This is a genomic window from Luteimonas sp. 8-5 (assembly GCF_029763755.1).
GTDB lineage: Bacteria > Pseudomonadota > Gammaproteobacteria > Xanthomonadales > Xanthomonadaceae > Cognatiluteimonas.
Window position 1 is genome coordinate 1 of the sequence record NZ_JARUVM010000025.1, and the last position, 17,035, is coordinate 17,035.

Consider the following 17,035-nt stretch of genomic DNA (forward strand, 5'->3'; position numbering starts at 1 on the left):
CGGGTACCGGCGCCGCGCAGGGCTTCCAGTTCGCCGGACAGCGCGTCGCGCTGCGCGGCCAGCCCTTCAGGCGCGACGCGGTGCTTGCGCGACAGGTCGTGCAGCCGCGCCAGGCGGCGGTCCAGCTCCTCGAACGTGGCCGGGTCGATGTCCAGGTCCGAACGCACCGTGTCGAGCAGTGCCAGCGCCTCGTCGAGCTGGATGGCGGCAGAATCGAGCATGGCGTCGACCTCCTCCAGTCGCGGCTCGTGCTCGGCCTGGCGGGCGAGTTCGGCGCGCACCTGCTGCAGCATCCGTGCCGGCGAACCGGCTTCGTCGCCGCCCAGCCGGGCCGCGGCGTTCTCGCACGCGGCGATCAGGGCCGCGGCATGGGCCTGGCGCCGGTGCGAACCGGTCAATTCGACAATCGCCGCCGGCTCCAGCGATTCGCGCTGGAGTTCGCCCAGTTGGTGCTCGAGCCAGGCGATGCGCTCGCTCACGTCGCCCTTGCGCGACAGTTCGTCGCGCTCGCTCTGCAGGGTGCTCCAGGCCCGTGCTGCGTCACGCACGGCCTGCAGTTGCGGTTGCAGGCTGCCGAAGGCATCTAGCAGGTCGAGCTGGCTGGCCCGGGAGAGCAGGGCCTGGTGCTCGTGCTGGCCGTGGATCTCGACCAGGGTCGCAGCCAGGGCGCCGAGCTGGGCCAGGGTCGCCGGACGCCCGTTGATCCAGGCGCGCGAACCGCCGTCCGCGCGCAGCGTGCGGCGCAACTGGCATTCGTCGCCGTCGTCGAACTCGGCCTCGCGCAGCCATTCCAGCGCCGCGGGCGCGTCGCCCAGGTCGAATTCGGCGGCCAGTTCGGCCCGGTCCGCGCCATGGCGGACCATGCCGCTGTCGGCGCGCAGCCCGGACAGGAAACCCAGGGCATCGACCAGCAACGACTTGCCGGCGCCGGTTTCACCGGAAATGACGGTCAGGCCGGGCCCGAACTCGAGTTCGGCGGCAGCGACGACGGCGAAGTCCCTGATCGTGAGGCGGGTCAGCATACCAATAGCGTAAGCGGTCGGCGTCGCAAACGCTGCGCCGGCGCCGCTTGCGACCGTCCGTCTCCTTCCGGGACGCGGCCCGCCGCGCTTGCGCCCCGGCGCCGGGGGCCTTATATCCGCTGCATGCCCCGCACGACCGCCACCGCCAAGGAACTGGATCCGCGCGCGCGCCAACTGCTGCGGACACTGATCTCGCGCCATATCCGCGACGGCGAGCCGGTGGGTTCGCAGACCCTGGCCCGGCATTCCGGCCTGGCGGTGAGCCCGGCCACGATCCGCAACATCCTGGCCGACCTGGAGGAGATCGGGCTGCTGGCCTCGCCGCACACTTCAGCCGGACGGGTGCCGACGGCGCAGGGCTACCGCGTGTTCGTCGACTCCCTGCTGCAGTTGCGGCCGCTGCCCGAGGGCGAAATGGCGCGGCTGCGCGAGGAACTGCCGGCAGGTACCGGGACCCAGGCGTTGCTTGGCAGTGCATCGGAGCTGCTGTCGGCGATGAGCCATTTCGTCGGCGTGGTCAGCGTGCCGCGGCGCGAGCAGTTCGCCTTCCGCCACATCGACTTCGTGCCGCTGGACGCAGGACGGGTGCTGGCGATCCTGGTGTTCGCCGACAACGACGTGCAGAACCGCATCATCCAGACGCGGCGCCCCTACGACGCAGGCGAGCTGGAGCGCGTCTCCAACTACCTGAACCGGCATTTCGCCGGCCGGCCGGTTGCCGAGATCCGGGCGACCCTGCTGCGCGACCTGCGCGCGGCCCGCAACGAGATGGAGAGCCTGCTGGCCCACAGCGTGGAGCTGGCCGAGCAGGCGCTGGGCGGCGATGCCGACGGCGCGCTGGGCGAGGGCATGCTCAGCGAAGGTATGGTCCTGGCCGGGCAGACGCGGCTGATGGGCGTGCAGGAGCTGTCCGACCTCGAGCGCCTGCGCGAACTGTTCGAGGCCTTCGCCCGCAAGCGCGAGATCCTGCAGCTGCTCGAGCGGACCGTGCAGGCGCCGGGCGTGCGCATCTTCATAGGCGAGGAGACCGGCCTGGCCCCGCTGGAGGGCATGTCCCTGGTGACCGCGCCCTATGTCTCCGGCGACCGCACGCTCGGCGTGCTGGGCGTGATCGGACCGTCGAGGATGGCTTACGACCGCGTGATTCCCGTGGTCCAGGCCGCTGCCGAAGTGCTGGGTGCCGCCCTGAAATCCTGAGCAAGGCTTGAACCGCGCCTGCCAGGCCCCATACCAGCCTGCGGTGCGGCCTGGCCGCGAAGGAAGCAGCAGCATGACCAACAAACCCGATGTCGATGCCGGCACCGAGCAGGAAGGCCTGGCCGAAGACACGCACCCGCTGGCCGCCGAGGTGGAGGCGCTGCGGGCCGAGATCGAGCAGCTGCGCGGCGAGTCGCTGCGCGAGCGCGCCGACCTGGACAACCAGCGCAAGCGCATGGCCCGCGAACTCGAGGCCGCGCGCCGCTTCGCCAACGAGCGCCTGCTCGCCGACCTGCTGCCGCTGTTCGACAGCATGGAAGCCGGGCTGGCGGCGGCTGCCGAAGGCGACCCCCTGCGCGCCGGCCTGGAGCTGACCCTGCGCCAGCTGCACCGGATCGCCGAGGCCAACGGCCTGCAGGAGATCGCGCCGGTGCCCGGCGACGGCTTCGATCCCGAGCGGCACCAGGCCATGAGCATGGCCGCCGCGCCCGGCGTCCCCGCCGGCCACGTCGCGACCCTGTTCCAGAAGGGTTACGTGCTGAACGAACGCCTGCTGCGCCCGGCCCTGGTCGTGGTGGCGGAATAGCTCTTGAACTGAACGCATCGACCCCCAATTCCATTACATCGGCGCCCGGCGCCACCAGACAACGATTTCGAGAGGGAGCAACACCATGGGCAAGATCATCGGCATCGACCTCGGCACGACCAATTCGTGCGTCGCGGTCATGGATGGCGGCAAGGCGCGGGTCATCGAGAACAGCGAAGGCGACCGGACCACGCCGTCCGTCGTGGCCTGGACCAAGGACGGCGAAGTCCTGGTCGGCGCCTCGGCCAAGCGCCAGGCGGTCACCAATCCCAAGAACACCTTCCACGCGGTGAAGCGCCTGATCGGCCGCAAGTTCACCGATGCCGAGGTGCAGAAGGACCTGGGCCTGGTCCCGTACGCGATCGCCCAGCACGAGAACGGCGACGCCTGGGTGGCGCTGGCCGACGGCAAGAAGCTGGCGCCGCAGGAAGTCTCGGCCAAGGTGCTGGAGAAGATGAAGAAGACCGCCGAGGCCTTCCTCGGCGAGACCGTCACCGAGGCGGTGATCACCGTCCCGGCCTACTTCAACGACTCCCAGCGCCAGGCGACCAAGGACGCCGGCCGCATCGCCGGCCTCGACGTCAAGCGCATCATCAACGAGCCCACCGCGGCCGCGCTGGCCTACGGCATGGACAAGAAGGGCGGCGACCGCAAGGTCGCGGTCTACGACCTCGGCGGCGGTACCTTCGACGTGTCGATCATCGAGATCGCCTCGGTCGACGGCGAGATGCAGGTCGAAGTGCTGTCCACCAACGGCGACACCTTCCTCGGCGGCGAGGACTTCGACAAGCGCGTCATCGACTACCTGGTCGACGAGTTCAACAAGGACCAGGGCATCGACCTGCGCAAGGATCCGCTGGCCCTGCAGCGCCTGAAGGACGCGGCCGAGCGCGCCAAGATCGAGCTGTCCAGCTCGCAGCAGACCGAGGTCAACCTGCCGTACGTCACCGCGGACGCCTCGGGTCCGAAGCACCTGAACATCAAGCTGACCCGGGCCAAGCTCGAGGCGCTGGTCGACGACCTGGTGAAGAAGACCATCGAGCCGTGCCGCGTCGCGCTCAACGACGCCGGCCTGCGCGCCAGCGACATCAGCGACGTGATCCTGGTCGGCGGCCAGACCCGCATGCCGCGCGTGCAGCAGGCGGTGGGCGAGTTCTTCGGCAAGGAGCCGCGCAAGGACGTGAACCCGGACGAGGCCGTGGCCATCGGCGCCGCGATCCAGGGCGGCGTGCTCGCCGGCGACGTCAAGGACGTGCTGCTGCTCGACGTGACCCCGCTGAGCCTGGGCATCGAGACCCTGGGCGGCGTGTTCACCAAGATCATCGAGAAGAACACCACCATTCCGACCAAGGCCTCGCAGACCTTCAGCACCGCCGAGGACAACCAGTCCGCGGTCACCGTGCACGTGCTGCAGGGCGAGCGCGAGCAGGCCCGCTACAACAAGTCGCTGGCCAGGTTCGACCTCACCGGCATCGAGCCGGCGCCGCGCGGCATGCCGCAGGTGGAGGTGTCGTTCGACATCGACGCCAACGGCATCCTGCACGTGTCGGCCAAGGACAAGAAGACCGGCAAGGAGCAGAAGGTCGAGATCAAGGCCGGTTCGGGCCTGAGCGACGAAGAAATCCAGCGCATGGTCCAGGACGCGGAGGCCAACCGCGAGGAGGACCGCAAGTTCCACGAGCTGGTGCAGGCGCGCAACCAGGCCGACGGCCTGATCCACGCCACCCGCAGCGCGATCAAGGACAATGGCGACAAGGTCGGCGGGGACATCATCGGCCGCGCCGAGGCTGCGATCGCCGACGTCGAGACGGCGATGAAGGGCGACGACAAGGCCCAGATCGAGGCCAAGTCCAAGGCGTTGGAGGAAGCGGGCCAGGCGCTGTTCGCCGCGGTCGCGGCCGCCGCGCAGGGTGGTGCCGAAGGCTCTGCCGGCGAAGGCGGCCAGGCGAGCCCCGAAGACGTCGTCGATGCGGAATTCACCGAAGTGAAGGACGACGACCAGAAGTCGTGAGCCCGGAAGGGGATTCGGGGACCGGAGGGGCGGGTAGATCCCGCTCCTTCGACCTGTCCGAGCAGGCAGAGAATGCATGAGCAAGCGTGACTACTACGAAGTCCTCGGCGTCTCCCGCAGCGCCTCGGACGACGAGCTGAAAAAGGCCTACCGGCGCTGCGCGATGAAGCACCACCCGGACCGCAACCCGGGCGACGCCGCCGCGGTGGAGGCGTTCAAGGAGTGCAAGGAGGCGTACGAGGTGCTGTCGGATGCCGGCAAGCGCCGCATGTACGACGCGCACGGCCACGCTGCTTTCGAGCACGGCATGGGCGGTGGCGGCGGCCCGGGGCCGGGCTTCGCCGACATGGGCGACATCTTCGGGGACATCTTCGGCAACATTTTCGGTGGCGGCGGTGCCGGGCGCGGGCCGCGCCGAGGCGCCGACATCGGCTACGTCATGGAACTGGACCTGGAAGAGGCCGTGGCGGGCGTCGAGAAGCGCATCGAGGTGCCGAGCCTGGCGCCGTGTGCGCCCTGCAACGGCTCGGGTTCGGCCGACGGCAAGGTCGAGACCTGCGGCACATGCCACGGACGCGGGCAGGTGCGCATGCAGCGCGGCATCTTCACCATGCAGCAGCCGTGCCCGCACTGCGGCGGACGCGGGCAGGTGATCGCCAATCCCTGTGCGTCGTGCCACGGCAATGGCCGGGTGGAGCAGGAGAAGACGCTGTCGGTGAAGATCCCGGCAGGCGTCGACAGCGGCGACCGCATCCGTCTTGCCGGCGAGGGCGAGGCCGGCCCGGCGGGGACGCCGCCGGGCGACCTCTATGTCGAGGTGCGGGTCAGGCCGCACGAGATCTTCGTGCGCGACGGCGACGACCTCCATTGCGAGGTGCCCATCCGCATCTCGCAGGCGGCGCTGGGCGACGTCATCCGCGTGCCGACGCTGGACGGCGAGGTGGAACTGCGCATTCCCGCCGAGACCCAGACCGGCAAGCTGTTCCGCCTGCGCGACAAGGGCGTCAAGTCGGTGCGCAGCCGCGCGCCGGGCGACCTGTATTGCAAGGCGGTGGTCGAGACCCCGGTCAACCTCAGCACCGAGCAGCGCGAGCTGCTGGAGAAGTTCGAGGCGACCTTCGTCGGCGAGGGCGCGCGCCGCCATTCGCCCAGGGCCAGCACCTTCCTCGATGGCGTCAAGGGCTTCTGGGACCGCATGGTCTCCTGATAGCCTGCGGGGCATGGACGCTCCCCTCCGCCTGCTGGTTCACGGTGCTTCCGGCCGCATGGGCCAGGCGTTGCTGCGCCTGTGCGCGGAGGAGCCTTCGCGGTTCACCGTCGTGGCGGCGGTCTCGCGGCGCCCCGCGCAGCGCGTGGTCGACGGGGTGCCGCAGTTCGCCGCCAGCGAACTGCAGGGCGCGCCCGCCTTCGACGTCGCGATCGACTTCAGCCTGCCTGTAGCGTTCGACCCGATCCTGGCGTTGTGCGTCGGCCGCAAGGCGGCGCTGGTGTCCGGCACGACCGGCCTGGAGCCAACGCAGCGTGCCGCGCTGGACGAGGCGGCCAGGTCGATTCCCTTGATCCAGGCCTCGAACTTCAGTCTCGGCGTGGCCGTGCTGTCCGACCTGGTGGAGCGCGCCGCGCGTGCGCTGCCGGGCTGGGATTGCGACATCGTCGAAGCGCACCACGCGCGCAAGGTGGATGCGCCTTCCGGGACCGCGCTCACGCTGGGCGCCGCGGCCGGGCAGGGCGGTGCGGAGCCGCGCTACGCCTCCCTGCGCGCCGGCGACATCGTCGGCGAGCACATGGTGCAGTTCACCGGCGCCGGCGAGCGGCTGGAGCTGGCGCATCGCGCCGGCAACCGCGACATCTTCGCCCGTGGCGCGCTGCATGCGGCTTCACGCCTGGCCGGGCGCGATCCGGGCCAATACCGGCTGGCGGACCTGCTGTAGAACCGGTATCATTCCCGCTCGCCTGATACCACTCGCCTCCGGACGGTTCCGCACCGTGCCGGCGGTTTTTTGCAACCCCACGTAGGCGAATCCCGTGACCCAGCCCGCAATCCTTGCGCTCGAAGACGGCACCGTGTTCGAGGGCGAATCCGTCGGCGCGCCCGGCCTTTCCGTCGGCGAGGTGGTGTTCAACACCGCCATGACCGGCTACCAGGAGATCGTCACCGATCCCTCGTATGCGCGGCAGATGGTGACGTTGACCTATCCGCACATCGGCAACACCGGCTGCAACGCCGCCGACGACGAGTCGCGGCAGGCGTGGGCAGCCGGCCTGATCGTGCGCGACGTGCCGCGCCGCCCCTCGAGCTGGCGCAACCAGGTCGCTCTGCCTGACTGGCTGCGCGAACGCGGCGTGGTCGCGATCAGCGGCATCGACACCCGCAAGCTCACCCGCCTGTTGCGCGACCGCGGTTCGCAGAACGGGGCGCTGGTCGCGGGCGATGCCATCGACGTCGACGCGGCGATCGAGGCCGCCCGCAAGTTCCCCGGACTCAAGGGCATGGACCTGGCCAGGGAAGTGAGCGTGCGCGAGCCGTACCGCTGGAACGAGGGCCGGCTCGACCTGGACCGCAACGCATTCGCCAGCGGCGGCGGCCGTTTCCATGTCGTCGCCTACGACTTCGGGGTCAAGACCAACATCCTGCGCATGCTGGCCGAGCGGGGCTGCGACCTCACCGTGGTCCCGGCGCAGACGCCGGCATCGGAGGTGTTCGCGCTCAACCCCGATGGCGTGTTCCTGTCCAACGGCCCGGGCGATCCGCAGCCCTGCGACTACGCCATCGCCGCGACCCGCGAGTTCATCGCGCGCAAGCTGCCGCTGTACGGCATCTGCCTCGGCCACCAGCTGCTGGGCCTGGCGGTCGGCGCCGACACGGTGAAGATGAAGTTCGGGCACCACGGCGCGAACCACCCGGTCATCGACACGGAGACCGGGCGTGTGCTGATCACCAGCCAGAACCACGGCTTCGCCGTCGACGAGTCGACCCTGCCGGCGAACGTGCGCGTCACCCACCGTTCGCTGTTCGACGGATCCAACCAGGGCATCGCGCTCACCGACGCGCCGGCGTTCTCGGTCCAGGGCCACCCGGAAGCGAGCCCGGGGCCGCACGACGTCGCGTACCTTGTCGATCGATTCATTGCCTCGATGGGGACCGGGGACCCGGGACCGGGGACCGGGAGGGTTGCATGAGCGCGAGCCATTTCCGCGAGTTGGACGTTTGGCAGCTTTCGATGGAGTTGACCAGGCGGGTTTACGAGCTGACTGCGAGGTTCCCGCGCGAAGAGCGGTATGGCCTGGCGTCCCAGCTTCAACGCGCTGCGGTTTCGATCCCTTCCAACATCGCTGAAGGCAATGGTCGCCGCTCAACCCGCGATTACGCGCGGTTCGTGGCAATCAGCTGTGGCTCGGTAGCCGAGCTTCAAACCCAACTGCAGCTGGCGTCCGATCTCGGCCTCGCGAGCGAGGATGCGGTCGCTCCGATCCTGGAGACAAGCGAGGCCGTCGGGCGCATGTTGTATCGGCTTCACCAGTCGCTCCACGCGCGACTCGAATCCCGGTCCCCGGTCCCCGGTCCCCGGTCCCGTATTTCCGAACCTCTCGAGGACTACGCCTGATGCCCAAGCGCACCGACATCAAGACCGTCCTGATCATCGGCGCCGGCCCGATCGTGATCGGCCAGGCCTGCGAGTTCGACTACTCCGGCGCGCAGGCGTGCAAGGCGCTGCGCGACGAGGGCTACCGGGTGGTGCTGGTCAACAGCAACCCGGCCACGATCATGACCGACCCGGCGATGGCCGACGCGGTCTACATCGAGCCGATCAATTGGCAGTCGGTCGAGAAGATAATCGCCAAGGAGAAGCCCGACGCGCTGCTGCCGACGATGGGCGGCCAGACCGCGCTCAACTGCGCGCTGGACCTGGCCGACAACGGCGTGCTCGAGCGCCACGGCGTGGAACTGATCGGCGCCTCGCGCGACGCGATCCGCATGGCCGAGGACCGCGAGCTGTTCCGCGTGGCCATGGGCGAGATCGGTCTGGAATGCCCGAAGGCCGAGGTGGCGCGTTCGTTCGAACAGGCGGTGGAGATCCAGGCCCGGGTCGGCTACCCGACCATCATCCGCCCGTCGTTCACCCTGGGCGGCACCGGCGGCGGCATCGCCTACAACAAGGAGGAGTTCGAGGAGATCGCGAAGCGCGGCCTCGAGCTGTCGCCCGTGCACGAGATCCTGGTCGAGGAATCCGTGCTCGGCTGGAAGGAATTCGAGATGGAGGTCGTTCGCGACACCGCGGACAACTGCATCATCGTGTGCTCGATCGAGAACCTGGACCCGATGGGCGTGCACACCGGCGACTCGATCACGGTCGCCCCTGCGCAGACGCTCACCGACAAGGAATACCAGCGCCTGCGCGACGCATCGATCGCGGTGCTGCGCAAGATCGGCGTCGACACCGGCGGTTCCAACGTCCAGTTCGGCGTCAACGCGCAGACCGGGCGGGTGGTGGTGATCGAGATGAACCCGCGCGTGTCGCGTTCCTCGGCGCTCGCCTCCAAGGCCACCGGCTTCCCGATCGCCAAGGTCGCCGCCAAGCTCGCCGTCGGCTACACGCTGGACGAGTTGAAGAACGAGATCACCGGCGGCCTGACCCCGGCGTCGTTCGAACCCAGCATCGACTACGTCGTCACCAAGATCCCGCGCTTCGCGTTCGAGAAGTTCCCGGCCGCGGACGCGCGGCTGACCACGCAGATGAAGTCCGTGGGCGAAGTGATGGCCATCGGCCGCACTTTCCAGGAGTCGTTGCAGAAGGCGCTGCGCGGGCTGGAGATCGGCAAGTCCGGGCTCGACCCGACCGGCCTGGACCTGGTCGACGAGGGCGGAATGGCCACGCTGCGACGCGAGGTCAAGGAAGCCGGGCCGGAGCGGATCTTCTACCTGGCCGATGCGTTCCGCGCCGGCATGTCGGTCGAGGACGTGCATGCGCTGTCCTTCGTCGATCCCTGGTTCCTCGACCAGATCGAGGAGCTGGTGGCCCTGGAGAGCGAAGTCGCCGCCGCCGGCATCGATGCGCTGGACGCACGCCGGCTGCGCGCGCTCAAGCGCAAGGGCTTCTCCGACGCGCGCCTGGCGCGCCTGGTCGGCACCGGCGAGTCCGCCGTGCGCGCGCTGCGCAAGGCCTTCGGCGTGCGCCCGGTGTACAAGCGCGTGGATTCCTGCGCGGCCGAGTTCGCGACGACCACCGCCTACATGTACTCGACCTACGAGGACGAGTGCGAGGCGCACCCCACCGACCGGCGCAAGATCATGGTCCTGGGTGGCGGCCCGAACCGCATCGGCCAGGGCATCGAGTTCGACTACTGCTGCGTGCACGCCGCGCTCGCCCTGCGCGAGGACGGCTATGAAACCATCATGGTCAATTGCAACCCGGAGACCGTGTCCACCGACTACGACACCTCCGACCGCCTGTACTTCGAATCGCTGACCCTGGAGGACGTGCTCGAGATCGTGGAGCTCGAGAAGCCGGTCGGCGTGATCGTGCAGTACGGCGGGCAGACCCCGCTGAAGCTCGCGCGTGCGCTGGAAGCCAACGGCGTGCCGGTGATCGGCACCTCGCCCGAATCGATCGACCTGGCCGAGGACCGCGAGCGCTTCCAGCAGCTGGTCGAGCGCCTGGGCCTGAAGCAGCCGCCCAACCGTACCGCGCGCAACCCGGACGAGGCCCTGGCGCTGGCCCGCGAGATCGGCTACCCGCTGGTGGTGCGTCCGAGCTACGTGCTCGGCGGCCGTGCAATGGAGGTCGTTCATTCGGATGCCGACCTGTCGCGCTACATCCGCGATGCGGTCAAGGTGTCGGACGACTCGCCGGTATTGCTGGACCGCTTCCTCGACCACGCGGTCGAAGTCGACGTGGACGTCATCGCCGACAAGGACGGCAACGTCCTGATCGGTGGCGTCATGGAGCACATCGAAGAAGCGGGCGTGCACTCGGGCGACTCGTCGTGTTCGCTGCCGCCGTACTCGCTGCCGATGTCGGTGCAGGACCGCCTGCGCGAGCAGGTCGTGGCCCTGGCGCGTGCGCTCGACGTGGTCGGGCTGATGAACACGCAGTTCGCGGTCCAGCACGATGGCGACGGCGAGTCGACGATCTACCTGCTCGAAGTGAACCCGCGCGCCTCGCGCACGGTGCCGTTCGTGTCCAAGGCCACCGGCGTGCCGCTGGCGCGCATCGCCGCGCGCTGCATGGCCGGGATGACCCTGGCCGAGCAGGGCGCCACCGCCGAGGTCGTACCGGAATACTTCAGCGTCAAGGAAGCGATCTTCCCGTTCGCCAAGTTCCAGGGAGTCGATCCGATCCTGGGGCCGGAGATGCGCTCCACCGGCGAGGTGATGGGCGTGGGGCGCAGCTTCGGCGCGGCGTTCGCGCGTGCCGAGGAAGCCGCGGGCATCCGCGCGCCGTCGGCCGGGAAGGTGTTCATCTCGGTGCGCGACCCGGACAAGCAGAAGGTGCTGGCCGTGGCCCAGGACCTGATCCGCCGCGGCAGCACCCTGGTGGCCACCCGCGGCACCGCCGCGTTCCTGCGCGACAACGGCCTGGAATGCGAGGTCGTGAACAAGGTGATCGAGGGCCGGCCGCACATCGTCGACCTGATCAAGAATGGCGAAATCGCCTACATCGTGAACACGACCGAAGGCCGCCAGGCGATCTCGGACTCGTTCTCGATCCGGCGCGAGGCGCTGCAGGCCAGGGTGACGTACTCGACCACCGTGGCCGGCGCCAAGGCGCTGCTGCACTCTCTGGACTTCCGCGACAGCGGCCCGGTATGGTCGTTGCAGGAATTGCATGCCGAAGTCGGCAGCTGAGGAACACCAATGCAGGCACCAATGACCACCAGGGGCGCGCAACGCCTGCGCGCCGAACTGGAAGAACTCAAGTCGGTGAAGCGGCCGGCCGTGATCCAGGCGATCGCCGAGGCGCGCGCGCACGGCGATCTCAAGGAGAACGCGGAGTACCACGCCGCGCGCGAGCAGCAGGGTTTCATCGAGGGCAGGATCAAGCAGCTGGAGGCGGAGCTTTCGCACGCCCAGCTGATCGACGTGTCCAAGCTCAACGCCGGATCGAAGGTCGTGTTCGGGGCGACGGTGGTGCTGGCCGATACCGAGACCGACAAGGAAACCACCTACCAGATCGTCGGCGACCTTGAAGCCGACATCAAGCAAGGCCTGATCGCGATCTCGTCGCCCGTGGCCCGTGCCCTGATCGGCAAGCTCGAGGGCGACACCGTCACCATCGACGCGCCGGCCGGACGCCGCGAATTCGACATCGTCTCGGTCAGCTACGAAGGCTGACGGCGCCTCGCGGATGGCCACGGCGATCCTGCTGCTGCCCGCGCGCAGGCGACTGGGCGCACAGCCGTTGCCGCACTGGCTGGCGCGTGCGCTGGGCCGTGCCGATGCCGCGCCCGATGGCGGCGAGGGCGAGCGTGCGCAACTGCTGCGCCATTTCGACCTGTTGCCGCGCGGTTGGCCGGCCGCGGCGCTGACCCGCAGCCGCGATGCAAGCGATGCCGCCTCCGCGCAATGGCTGCGCGCGGATCCGGCGTGGATTCGCCCGGACATCAACGGCGCGCGGATGTTCGCCTGCGGCGAAGGCATGCAGCTCACGCAAGAGGATGTCGACGCCTTGCTCCCCGCGTTGCGCACCCTGTTCGGTGACGCCGGCTTCCCGATCGATGCCCCCGATCCGTCGCGCTGGTACCTGCGCCTGCCGGAAGGCGTGCGCCTGCCGTCGTTCCCCGATCCGGAACAGACATTGGGGGCGGACATGGTCGAAATATTCGCCGAGGCCGGCGATGCCGCCGACGCCGGCATGCGTCGATGGCGGGTGCTGCTCAACGAAGCGCAGGTGGTATTGCACAACCACCCGTGGAACGAACGGCGCGCGTCGGCCGGCAAGCCGCCGGTCAATTCGCTCTGGTTCTGGGGCGGCGGCAGGCTGCCGGACCGGGTCGCCACCGCGCACGCGCAGGTCGGCTCCGCCGACGCACTGGTGCTGTCGCTGGCGACCAACGCGGGCGTGCCTGCGCGCGCGTTGCCGTCGCGTTTCGAATCCGGAATGGACGGCCTGTGGGACCTGCGCGACATGCGCGACCTGGCCACCCTGGACGCGGACTGGCTGCAACCGGCGCATGCCGCGCTCATGCGCCGCGACATCGACCGGCTGGACCTGGATTTCGCCGACGGCAGCGCCTACCTGCTGTCGCGATCGCAACGCTGGCGCTTCTGGCGCAAACCGTCGTGAGGCGGTCGTTGCGTCGGCGAGCGCAGGCCGACTTCGACGGCAGCGACTGGGGCGACATGCCGCCATTGCTGCGCCGCCTGCATGCGGCGCGCGGTGCGCGCGGCCTCGTGGATGCGCAACCGAAACTCGGCGGCCTGTTGCCGCCCGACGGACTGCTCGGCCTCGACGCCGCGGTCGACCTGCTGGCGGCGGCCACCGCCGAAGACCGGCATATCGTGGTGGTCGGCGATTTCGACTGCGACGGTGCCACCGCCTGCGCCACCGGCGTGCGCGGGCTGCGCCTGCTGGGCGCCAGCCACGTCTCGCATGCGGTACCCAACCGCCAGGTGCACGGCTACGGCCTGTCGCCCGGGCTGGTGGAGGACCTCGTCGCGTTGCAACCGGAGCTGCTGGTCACCGTCGACCACGGCATCGCCTGCCATGCCGGCATCGCCGCGGCAAAGGAGCGCGGTTGGCAAGTGCTGGTGACCGACCACCATCTCGCCGGCCCGCAACTGCCGCCGGCCGACGCGATCGTCGATCCCAACCGGCCCGGCGACATGTTCCCCAGCAAGGCGCTGGCTGGCGTCGGGGTCATGTTCTACCTGCTGCTGGCCCTGCGCGCGCGACTGTTCGCCGACGATCCGGCTCGACGACCCGATCTGTCCGTCCTGCTGGACCTGGTTGCCGTTGGCACCGTCGCCGACCTGGTGCCGCTGGATGCCAACAACCGTGCGCTGGTGGCCGCCGGCCTGCGGCGCCTGCGCGCGAGAAGGGGATGCGCGGGACTGCGCGCCCTGATCGAAGTGGCGGGTCGCGACGAGGCGACGCTGACCGCCACCGACATCGGCTATGCGCTGGCGCCGCGCATCAATGCCGCCGGCCGCCTGGACGACATGGGCGTGGGCATCGAATGCCTGCTGTGCGAGGACCCGGGCCATGCGCGTACGCTCGCCGCCGCCCTGCATGCGATCAACGCCGAGCGCCAGGGCGTGCAGTCGCAGATGGTGGCCGAGGCGGAGCGGGCGGTGTCGACGCTGGCGCTCGATGGCGAGATGCCGGCGGTGCCGTGCCTGTTCGATCCCGGTTGGCACGCCGGCGTGGTCGGGCTGGTGGCCTCGAAGCTGAAGGAACGCCTGCATCGGCCCGTGCTGGCGTTCGCGCCGGTAGAGCCGGGCAGCGGCGACCTGCGTGGATCGGCGCGTTCCATTCCAGGCTTCCACGTGCGCGACCTGCTGGCCGCGGTCGATGCCGCGCATCCCGGTTTGCTCGGCCGCTACGGCGGGCATGCGATGGCCGCGGGGTTGAGCCTGGCCGAAGCGGCGCTGCCGCGTTTCCGCGAAGCACTGCAGGAACAGGCGGCGCGCCTGCTCGATCCGGCCCTGTTGCACGCCGAAGTGCTGACCGATGGCGAACTGCAAGCCGACGAGTTCGACATCCGCCACGCACGTTTCCTGCGCGACGGCGGGCCCTGGGGCCAGGCCTATCCCGAACCCCTGTTCGACGGTGAGTTCGAAGTGCTGCGCACCCGAGTCATCGGCGAGCGCCACCTGAAGCTGTCGCTGGCCGCCCACGGCCGGCAACTCGACGCGATCCATTTCGGCGGCGCCGGTGAACCGGCGCAGGGCCGGGTGCGCATTGCCTTCCGCCTGGAGCCGGACGGCTATCGCGGCGGCGACGCCGTCCAGCTGGTCGTCGTCCACCGCGAACCGGCCTAGCCAGTCGCGCGATACAGCCCCAGGCGGCGCGACGCCGCAATCGCGCCGAGGAACATCGTCGCGGTCGCGACCGCCACGACCGGAACCCATGCCGGACTCGCCTCGCTCCATCCCGCCGCTTCGCCAAGCCGGCCTGTGATGGCATCGATGGCCAGGTAGAACGCGCACAGCAGCGCCACCCGGGCCGCACGTTGCCAGGCGCGCCCGTCATCCGGTGGATATCCGCGCCTGGCCAGCACGCCCAGCACGATCGCCAGGCCGGCCAATTGCCCGAGGCCGGCCGGATGCAGCAGTGGCGTGAACGGTGCCAGTACGCACAGCAATCCGACTCCGGCAGCAAGCAGCCCCCATCGCTTCGGCAATAGCCAGTACGCGAGCCAAGCCGCCGCGACGCCCACCACCAGCCCTCCGGTGACGTCTGCGAGGAAATGCCGGCCCAGGTACATGCGCGAGAGGCCCATCAGCAACGGCCAGGCCAGCAACGCGATCCAGGCCGCACGCCGGCGCAGGCCGAAGAACAGCAGCACCGCGACGCACATGGCCGTGGCAGCAGAGGTGTGCCCGCTGATGAAGCCGTAGTCGGGGTCCGCGGTGGCACGCAGGGCCGCGCGCGCTTCCGGCGTGGGCAGGGCCAGGAACGAAGGCGCAGCGCCGTCGGCGACCAGGGCGCGGGGTGCTTCGAGCTTGTACAGCACCCGCGCATCGACATCGCTGGGGCGCGGCAGCTCGAACCCGGACTTGGCCGCATGCGTCGCGACACCCGCAAGCAGCAGCGCCAGCATCATCCCCAGCGTCGGCCGCAGGCGCACGCCGAAGCCCAGCACGACGATCAGGACCACGTAGAACCAGGTATGGCCGAGCTCGCTGACGCCGAGCATCAGCCAGGTGAGGAAGGGCGAGGCGAAGGACTGCAACAAGAGGTTCGGGTCTACCTGGAACAAGCGGCCTCCATGGCGCTGCGCGGGTTGGCGATGGGCGGATTGTGCCTTTTCAGCCCGAACAAGGGACGCAACCATGCAATCCGGCGGATGACGAGTTCGTGCAGCAGCACGCATCCGCCCACGGTGCCGGCCAGGACCAGGGCCGGCTCGAGCACCGGGCCCAGCCGCAGCGGCGCCAGCGCGAACACCAGCGGCACGATCAGGCTCTGGTGCAGCACGTACCACGGATACACCGCCTCGGTCGCGTAGGGCAGCCAGCCGAAGGGGCGGTCGAGCAGGATGCGCGCCCAGCCGAAGATCGCCAGCAGTGCCGACCACATGTAGAGCGCGCGTGCCGCCAGCTCGATGTGGTGCCAGGCCAGCCCGGCGATCAGTGCCGGGACCTGGTCGTCCGGCAGGTAGCGGCCGGCGGCGCGCAGCAGGAGCTCGATCGAGATCGCCAGCACCGCAATCGCCAGGGTATGGCGGCGCAACCGGACGACTTCGGCCCAGGCCGCCGCATTGCGCGCCACCAGGTAGCCAGCCAGGAACAACGGCAGGAATTCGGCGTGCTGGTACCAGTCGTCGAGCAGGGCACCCGTTTTCGGGAACAGCGGCGCCAGCCAGGCGAGCAGGGCGAAGAAGTACATCGCGGGCAGCAGCACCAGCCAGGAGCCCTTGCGTGCAGGCAGCCAGGCGCCGGCGCGGCGCACGCCCAGGCGCTCCAGCAGCGGCAGCAGCGCCACCAGCACGCAGGTGTAAGCCCACAAATAGGCCAGGTACCACAGGTGGTTCCAGGTGAGGCCGTACTCCGCGCCCGTCCAGCCGCCCTCCGGCCACGGCCGCAACTGCAGGTAGCGCCACAGGAAACTGCCGAAGCCGGAGTGCCAGGCGCCATTGGCCACGGCCTCGCACCAGGCCTGGACCGGGACGACGAAGAGCATGCCGAATGCCAGCGGCAACATCAGGCGCCAGGTGCGCGCGACCAGCATCCGGCCGGGCTTGCGCCCGCCGTGCATGAACAAGCCGATGGCCATGCCGGAAATCGCGAACAGCAAGGGCATCCGCCAGCGGTTGAGCATGATCATCGGCCACTGCAGCCACTCGGCCAGGTAGGCGCTCTTGATGTGGAACTCCCAGTCGGCCACGTAGGCCATGCCCACGTGGTAGAGGATCAGCAGGCCGAAGGCGAGCACGCGCAGGGCGTCGATATCGTGGCGGCGTTGTTCCATGGGTTCGCTTCTCGCGGGGCCGGGGATGCGGTCACGCTGGCCGATCGCGCGTTCCGGGGCGAGCGCGAAGTGCCGCGGTGCGGGA

At 69.6% G+C, this 17,035-nt stretch carries 14 protein-coding genes; 11 read left to right on the forward strand and 3 right to left on the reverse strand.

The window, feature by feature from the left end:
* Positions 1-1,022, reverse strand: a 1,022-nt coding sequence (locus QAA18_RS04340) for an AAA family ATPase (RefSeq protein ID WP_279411288.1), incomplete at its 3' end; no start/stop codon positions are given.
* A 123-nt stretch (positions 1,023-1,145) separates the two neighbouring features.
* Here QAA18_RS04340 and hrcA point away from each other — a divergent pair.
* The 11 genes from hrcA to recJ all read left to right on the forward strand — a co-directional run bounded on the left by hrcA (position 1,146) and on the right by recJ (position 14,798).
* A complete protein-coding gene (gene hrcA, locus QAA18_RS04345; protein WP_279411290.1) occupies positions 1,146-2,219 on the forward strand; it encodes a heat-inducible transcriptional repressor HrcA in 1,074 nt (357 codons plus the stop codon).
* Positions 2,220-2,292: 73 nt separating this feature from the next.
* A complete protein-coding gene (gene grpE / locus QAA18_RS04350) occupies positions 2,293-2,805 on the forward strand; it encodes a nucleotide exchange factor GrpE (RefSeq protein WP_279411291.1) in 513 nt (170 codons plus the stop codon).
* 85 nt (positions 2,806-2,890) lie between these two features.
* Positions 2,891-4,816, forward strand: coding sequence for a molecular chaperone DnaK (dnaK, locus tag QAA18_RS04355; protein WP_279411292.1), 1,926 nt, complete (start codon positions 2,891-2,893; stop codon positions 4,814-4,816).
* A gap of 76 nt (positions 4,817-4,892) precedes the next feature.
* Entirely contained in the window at positions 4,893-6,023 is a 1,131-nt protein-coding gene (gene dnaJ / locus QAA18_RS04360) for a molecular chaperone DnaJ (protein ID WP_279411294.1), read from the forward strand.
* 13 nt (positions 6,024-6,036) lie between these two features.
* Complete coding sequence (locus QAA18_RS04365) at positions 6,037-6,747, forward strand: dihydrodipicolinate reductase C-terminal domain-containing protein (RefSeq protein WP_279411296.1); 711 nt, start codon at positions 6,037-6,039, stop codon at positions 6,745-6,747.
* Between the two features lie 94 nt (positions 6,748-6,841).
* The gene (gene carA / locus QAA18_RS04370; RefSeq protein ID WP_279411297.1) at positions 6,842-7,996 is read left to right on the forward strand and encodes a glutamine-hydrolyzing carbamoyl-phosphate synthase small subunit; all 1,155 of its coding nucleotides are present in this window, start codon (positions 6,842-6,844) and stop codon (positions 7,994-7,996) included.
* A complete protein-coding gene (locus QAA18_RS04375; protein WP_279411299.1) occupies positions 7,993-8,421 on the forward strand; it encodes a four helix bundle protein in 429 nt (142 codons plus the stop codon). The genes carA and QAA18_RS04375 overlap by 4 nt, the downstream gene beginning before the upstream one ends.
* Entirely contained in the window at positions 8,421-11,663 is a 3,243-nt protein-coding gene (carB, locus tag QAA18_RS04380; RefSeq protein ID WP_279411301.1) for a carbamoyl-phosphate synthase large subunit, read from the forward strand. Before QAA18_RS04375 ends, carB begins: the two co-directional genes overlap by 1 nt.
* Positions 11,664-11,684: 21 nt before the next feature.
* Positions 11,685-12,149 (forward strand): transcription elongation factor GreA, encoded by a 465-nt coding sequence (gene greA / locus QAA18_RS04385; protein ID WP_279411304.1) that lies wholly within the window; start codon positions 11,685-11,687, stop codon positions 12,147-12,149.
* Positions 12,150-12,162: 13 nt separating this feature from the next.
* Positions 12,163-13,101, forward strand: coding sequence for a phosphoglycerate mutase (locus tag QAA18_RS04390; RefSeq protein WP_279411306.1), 939 nt, complete (start codon positions 12,163-12,165; stop codon positions 13,099-13,101).
* 56 nt (positions 13,102-13,157) lie between these two features.
* Positions 13,158-14,798: a single-stranded-DNA-specific exonuclease RecJ gene (gene recJ / locus QAA18_RS04395; RefSeq protein WP_279411378.1), complete on the forward strand. Its 1,641-nt coding sequence runs from the start codon at positions 13,158-13,160 to the stop codon at positions 14,796-14,798.
* Here the strand turns inward: recJ and QAA18_RS04400 are convergent.
* On the reverse strand, positions 14,795-15,739 hold the full coding sequence (locus QAA18_RS04400) for a phosphatase PAP2 family protein (protein ID WP_279411308.1): 945 nt from the start codon (positions 15,737-15,739) through the stop codon (positions 14,795-14,797). The genes recJ and QAA18_RS04400 overlap by 4 nt on opposite strands.
* Positions 15,727-16,950, reverse strand: coding sequence for an acyltransferase family protein (locus QAA18_RS04405; protein ID WP_279411309.1), 1,224 nt, complete (start codon positions 16,948-16,950; stop codon positions 15,727-15,729). Before QAA18_RS04405 ends, QAA18_RS04400 begins: the two co-directional genes overlap by 13 nt.
* Between the last annotated feature and the right edge of the window lie 85 nt (positions 16,951-17,035).

Excerpts from the sequence above, each read along its gene's own strand:
- hrcA (WP_279411290.1), top strand. The coding sequence starts at position 1,146 with ATGCCCCGCACGACCGCCACCGCCAAGGAACTGGATCCGCGCGCGCGC.
- grpE (WP_279411291.1), top strand. The coding sequence starts at position 2,293 with ATGACCAACAAACCCGATGTCGATGCCGGCACCGAGCAGGAAGGCCTG.
- dnaK (WP_279411292.1), top strand. The coding sequence starts at position 2,891 with ATGGGCAAGATCATCGGCATCGACCTCGGCACGACCAATTCGTGCGTC.
- dnaJ (WP_279411294.1), top strand. The coding sequence starts at position 4,893 with ATGAGCAAGCGTGACTACTACGAAGTCCTCGGCGTCTCCCGCAGCGCC.
- QAA18_RS04365 (WP_279411296.1), top strand. The coding sequence starts at position 6,037 with ATGGACGCTCCCCTCCGCCTGCTGGTTCACGGTGCTTCCGGCCGCATG.
- QAA18_RS04375 (WP_279411299.1), top strand. The coding sequence starts at position 7,993 with ATGAGCGCGAGCCATTTCCGCGAGTTGGACGTTTGGCAGCTTTCGATG.
- carB (WP_279411301.1), top strand. The coding sequence starts at position 8,421 with ATGCCCAAGCGCACCGACATCAAGACCGTCCTGATCATCGGCGCCGGC.
- greA (WP_279411304.1), top strand. The coding sequence starts at position 11,685 with ATGACCACCAGGGGCGCGCAACGCCTGCGCGCCGAACTGGAAGAACTC.
- QAA18_RS04390 (WP_279411306.1), top strand. The coding sequence starts at position 12,163 with ATGGCCACGGCGATCCTGCTGCTGCCCGCGCGCAGGCGACTGGGCGCA.
- recJ (WP_279411378.1), top strand. The coding sequence starts at position 13,158 with ATGCCGCCATTGCTGCGCCGCCTGCATGCGGCGCGCGGTGCGCGCGGC.
- QAA18_RS04405 (WP_279411309.1), bottom strand. The coding sequence starts at position 16,950 with ATGGAACAACGCCGCCACGATATCGACGCCCTGCGCGTGCTCGCCTTC.